General features: G+C 56.2%; 3 protein-coding genes. 1 reads left to right on the forward strand and 2 read right to left on the reverse strand.

What is annotated here, in order from left to right:
- Positions 1 to 853: 853 nt before the first annotated feature.
- On the reverse strand, positions 854 to 2,302 hold the full coding sequence (locus HDF10_RS20505) for a hypothetical protein (RefSeq protein WP_183816855.1): 1,449 nt from the start codon (positions 2,300 to 2,302) through the stop codon (positions 854 to 856).
- A complete protein-coding gene (locus HDF10_RS20510; protein WP_183816857.1) occupies positions 2,299 to 3,690 on the reverse strand; it encodes an alkaline phosphatase family protein in 1,392 nt (463 codons plus the stop codon). Before HDF10_RS20510 ends, HDF10_RS20505 begins: the two co-directional genes overlap by 4 nt.
- A 243-nt stretch (positions 3,691 to 3,933) precedes the next feature.
- On the opposite strand from HDF10_RS20510, the gene HDF10_RS20515 reads away from it, so the two are divergent.
- The gene (locus HDF10_RS20515) at positions 3,934 to 4,482 is read left to right on the forward strand and encodes a DUF1572 family protein (protein ID WP_183816859.1); all 549 of its coding nucleotides are present in this window, start codon (positions 3,934 to 3,936) and stop codon (positions 4,480 to 4,482) included.
- Positions 4,483 to 5,484 lie beyond the last annotated feature (1,002 nt).

A 5,484-nucleotide genomic window follows, 5' to 3' on the forward strand; every position in this document is an offset into this window, starting at 1 on the left:
CCTGTCTGCGTGGAACTTCAGCGATGAGGTGCTGCGCTGGCTTCTTCATGGGAATAGTCTGCTCCTCCTTCGGAGGACCTGCTCATCCCATTTATGAGGACTTATCCGGTCTTCATACCTCTACGCCATCGAAACCAGGTGAGTGGATTCCACCATATGCGGACAGATGGACTGACGGGTTTGTTGAGTTCCATCCTTTCGACAAACCACCAGCCGTTGATGGGCTGCGTATTCTTTCCCGCGAATATCGGCTATCGAAACATCGCATGTGTATGGGCTCTGAGGCTCGCCCGGAATCGGGCTTGGGCGGTTACGCTGCAAATCGTAAGTCAGTTTGAGCGTCGCGGACCGAATCAACTCCGGATCTGACCCCGCGCTCTGGACTAACCTGAGGAACATCTTCGAATACCAATTTGGTAGGCCCGAAATTGGTTCCCTTAGAAGAGCATCCGGGCGGCCTTGGCCGCTGAGCAGGTTGATCGTTAAGGTATCGACTCCACTCTCCCGCGCAAACCGCAGAACATGCCCTATGGAAGAGCATCGCCAGCGTAGTTCATCAGGCTCGTAAAGGAGCTACCGAGATTGTGTGCAACTCCTTTTAGGACCTTGACTCTAGGTATGGGAGACTCGCTTGGCGGAATGGCTCATTGTAGCCGGTGGTGCAACTCTCCTGCATGCGTGCTGACATCGTCCGTTTGAGTCTGCGGACATAGGTCACCATAAACACTCCTCTCTTGACCCGCTTCTTCCGTCGCGGCGAGCGATCTGCCGCCTGCGATCAAAAGACTGTGCTGACTCGACACGGTTGGAATGTTGCGGTGGTTTGCCCCGTGCCCGGGCACTCAGACGGTGATCAGAACAGCTTGCGGAAGTTATAGTTCAAGGTTGGTCCATGCCCAGCGCCCCATGCTACGTACGTCTGGGCGACGACGTTTCCTTGAAGGCTGAAGGTAGCGCCGAAGCCTGCGTCCTGGCGGAGATGGGAGAAGGTGAGATCGGACAACGTGGAGCCGACGCGGCCTGCGTCGTAGAAGAGAAGCAGGCCGACAGGATCGGCGATGGGGACGGTGTACTCGACTTGGGCGAAGACGGCGTTGCGATCGCGGAAGCGGTAGTTCGGAAAGCCGCGGAGGCTGATTTGCGAGTTGATGTCGGAGCCGCCGACGGTGGGTTGCAAATAGAAAGGGATGATAGAGCCTGTGCCGGTGTTGGAGACGGCCAGGTTGGAGCGAAAATCGAACTTACCGTAGTTGCACTGTTGCGTTACCTTGAGGACATAGTCGCCGGGAGCAGTGAGCTTCTCATGACCGTTTCCACAGGCATTTTGGAGGATCCGATAGAGGAGGCGCGAGCCAAGACTGTGACCGATGTCGGCAACGGTAACGTAGCGGCGAACGTTCGAGCCAAAGGCAATGGACTCGTCACCGGAGAAAACGAAGCGCTGGAAGGAGCTCGAAGAGTTGTTGACACCCGAGTACCAGTGGTAAGCGGCCTGGTTGTAGAAAGTGAAACGTATATTCCGTTTCATGAGAGGACCAGTGTGGTTAAGCGGGTCGTCGTTGGTGCGAGGATTCGTAAGGGCGCTGGCCGTAGTGACGATTGCGATGTTCGTATGAGTGAAGAAAGGCTGAGATTGCAGCCCTGGCGCGGTGAGGTTGGTGAAGCTGTTGCTGACTGAGAGAGGGTCGTTTGTCGGTGGGAGATCAGGCTGGAGAAACTCGATGCCGCTGCTGAGCGCGAAGTGGTCGGTGAGCGGGAGGTTTGCGGCGATGTCGCCAAAAGTATCGTTCTGGTGAAAGGTGTGTTTGAGGGCGGGCGAGAGAGGGCCGAGTCCATAGAAGGAGAGGGTCTGCAGGCTGCGATGGACCCCTTGAGCGTGGAGAGAGAATTGGGTCTTGGTGCAGAGGACTCCGAGTCGCTGACAAACCTCGCTGTTCTTGTTGCGGTCCGGCGTGTAGACAGGGGGCGTGAAGTCGAAGATGCCGGAAGCGACCCAGCTTTGGTTGACAGACCCAACGATGGAGAGCTTGGCTTGTTTGGAGGATAACTTGCCGGAACTGGAGATGTTGTCGACCTCATCCTCGAACATGCCGCCGAGAGCGAAGCCGTTGCCGGGAGGCAGACCGGAGAAGGTGAAATGAAACTTGGGATCGGAAAAGAGCGCTTCAGCGCATTCGACACGGGTGTGAAGCTTGGCGGTAGAGTCGAAGAAGGTCTTGCACATGCTCTTGGATTGCGCGTGCACCGAGGCCGCAGATGCGAAGAACGCGACGAGCACGACGAGTTTGAAGCGGGTCGTCATTTGCCTACGCCTGCGATGACATTCTGTTGAGCCTGGCGAAGATATTGTGAGACTTCGGCGGCGTTGGTGAGGGTGCTGGCGTCTCCGGCCGACTTAAGATTTGCTTGGTCGAGCGAGTGTTGCATGGCCCTTGCCATGAGAACGGAGAGATCAGTGGCGGTTCGCTGCTCGGCCGAGGCCTGAATCTGAATGCCACCGGATACAACGGGGTTGGGGAGCTTCACGACATCGGTACGAATGCCGTCGCCAGTAAGGGTTAGGACGTCGTCAAAAGTGGGTGCCTGGGCTTCGCGCCAGGTAAGCTGCTTGCTGCCAGGACAGAAGAGCTTTCGAACTGTGGCGACAACGGAGGAGTGCTCATAATCGCGATCGTGCAGGACCGTGTTGGGGGGAATGCACGGGGAGATAAAGACAGCGGGAACGCGGACGCCCAGGCGCGTGAAGTCGAAGGGCGGGTCGGGGGAGGTAGTAACGTCGGGGACTCCTGCCGACGAGGGCTGACGCGTCACGGTGGGAGGCGTGACATGGTCGAAGGTGCCGCCGTGTTCATCGTAGAGGATGAGGAAGAGAGTGTTTTTCCAGCCGGGACTCTTCGTGAGCGCGTAATAGACATCGGAGATGAGGGCCTCGCCGCGATCAATGGGAAAGTCGGGATGTTGGCTGTTGGCAAAATTGCCCTGGTCATCGTCATCGTAGGTGGGTTCGATGAAGGTATAGGCCGGCAAATTACCGGCACTAGCGTCAGCAACGAACTGAGAGTAGGGAAAGAACTTTCCCTGATGCAGCATGAGGTACTTGTTGGCGATGAGGATGGATGCGCCGTTGGCGTAGATGCGAAAGTCGTAGGGGGTAGTCTTGTCGAAGCTCTCGAAGATGGTATGAAGCAAGAAAGGCGCGTCGATGGCGTCCTGATTGACCGAGCCAACAGAGTTGGCACCATGTACGAACATGCGGTTGGGAATGGTGGAACCGGGAACAGCGGAGAACCAGCGGTCGCAGACGGCGTACTGGGTGGCAAGTGTGGTGAGGACCGGGAGGGTCGCCGGGGTGAAGCACTTCATGACGTTACCGGCGCGGACGGGGTCCCGGGTCAGATTATAGTAGTCGCGGACGAACCCGCGCATGTCGGCAGGGCCGGTGGTGCCGCTGCTGAAGATCTGAGCGGCGACGTCGCCGAAATCGTGGTGAGGGTCGGGGGTGAGATCGTGGACGTCACCCGCGTCCGGAGTGACGATAACATTGGGATCGAGCTCACGGGCCGGGTAGTTCCACTCATCTCCGTTAAGGCCATCGATGGCTGGGTTGAGGGACTTCATGAAGCCGAGCATGTGATCGAAGGAGCGGTTTTCAAGCATCAGGACGACCAGATGCTTGATCGGTGTCGGCATGGTGAATTACCTCAAATAAACCCTGCGGAAGACCAGGCTGATGGGACACGTTATCACGAAAGCTCAGACTACAGTAAATATTTGACGGTCATCCCGGCTGACCTCGTCAGGTGCGACAAGCCGACTTATGAGGACAAATACACCTTGTGTAGCAACGTGAACTAATCGAACTATATGGCCGAACGGTCCCTTGCACTGAAAGCAGATTTCACTCGACGCGACCAAAAGGATAATGTAAATCCTATGGCGCTAAAGTTAACCACCTCTTATATCGCGGACAGTTTATCTCTCTTCGCTTACTACAAGAGACTCGCTGAGAGAGCGATGGATCAGATCTCCGACGAACAGCTCTTCAGACAGCTGGACGCAGAATCAAATTCGATCGCGATTATTGTGAAGCATCTTTCCGGAAATATGTGCTCTCGTTGGAGCGACTTCCTAACGACGGATGGTGAGAAGCCGAGTCGAAACCGAGATGATGAATTCGTCTCGCCACCCACAACTCGCAACGAGCTCCTCAGAATGTGGGAGGATGGCTGGTCGCGTTTAATGGGAACTCTGGAAGAGATCACGGATGCAGACCTTGATCGAATAGTAACGATTCGAGGAGAGGCTCATTCGGTAATGCAAGCGATCAATCGTCAACTGGCGCACTATCCCCACCACGTAGGTCAAATCGTTTTGTTGGCGCGACATTTTGCAGGGGAATCCTGGCAATCATTGAGTATCCCACGAAATGATTCTGACCAGTTTAATCGTAAGGTTGCCTCAGGAGAGCTAAGCCAAAGATGATTGGCGGCCGCAAATTAGCGGAAGTTTATCTTGACTTCAGAAGGAGCGGCTAGTCCTTGGGCGGATAACTCCTGTGAAACGCGTTTCTGTTGACCAATGTTAGTTGCTCCCGAAAAAAGCGTTTTCGGAAACTGATGGCCGTCACCTGCCCATAATCCCGTTTTCCGGGAACTGGTTGTCGCCGCGTTTACTACCAAAGAGGAATGCTAGCTGCGGGCCGGGTCAGGCGTCTGGGATTGCGGTATATAAGGGCCACCTGGAACACCCCAGCTCCAAACTGGCATGGGTGCCTCGTCCACATCCTTACCGGGCTCATGGCACGAAGGTATCGCGTGGCCAGAGCGCAGAGTGTGATTTGATGATCTCGTTTTTTGGCAAACGTACCGTATTGATCAGAGATCGAGATATGAGTCCGAGGCGGGGAGTTGGGGAAGGACTTTTAACGGACGGCGAGGACCTTTACGCCGGGGGTGCCGGTTGCGACGCCGACGTAGCCTATGGCACCGCGCGGACGCCCCTTGAAGGTGTGGGATAACAAGTTGGATGTGCCAGGCAAAATCGCTTGTTGCCGCAGCGACGCGGCCGCAGCCAACAAGCTGGCTCGCGTCGCCTGGGCAGTCCTATCAAGTGGCGAAGAGTATCGCGCACCAACGACCGCGACGGCGGCCTAAGCAGGCGCGGAAAAGATGCCTTCGGCTTGGAAGCGCAACATCGCGCTCCCACTTTACCGCACCACGTCGGCGATTTAGAGTTCCCACCAAGGTCTGCACTGGATAGCTAGGACGACCGAACAGTTCCCAACGGCGTGCTCAAAACCTGCTCCCGAAAATGGTCATCCATGACCGTCCCGTTTATCAGGAAGAGCACGCGGCGCAACTCATCATGGCCAGGAGACTAGACCCTCCACCAAAGGCTGATTAGATAAGGGCGAAGGCTCAAGTGAAGCCCGTAGACTATGTCTGGTTTAGAGACCAGGGCCAGCGTGAGGAAGGAGTCGGGATG

The organism is Tunturiibacter empetritectus, from assembly GCF_014201375.1.
GTDB lineage: Bacteria > Acidobacteriota > Terriglobia > Terriglobales > Acidobacteriaceae > Edaphobacter > Edaphobacter lichenicola_D.

Bases quoted from the DNA above. Each gene is read 5' to 3' on its own strand.
- HDF10_RS20505 (WP_183816855.1), bottom strand. From the start codon at position 2,302: ATGACGACCCGCTTCAAACTCGTCGTGCTCGTCGCGTTCTTCGCATCT.
- HDF10_RS20510 (WP_183816857.1), bottom strand. From the start codon at position 3,690: ATGCCGACACCGATCAAGCATCTGGTCGTCCTGATGCTTGAAAACCGC.
- HDF10_RS20515 (WP_183816859.1), top strand. From the start codon at position 3,934: ATGGCGCTAAAGTTAACCACCTCTTATATCGCGGACAGTTTATCTCTC.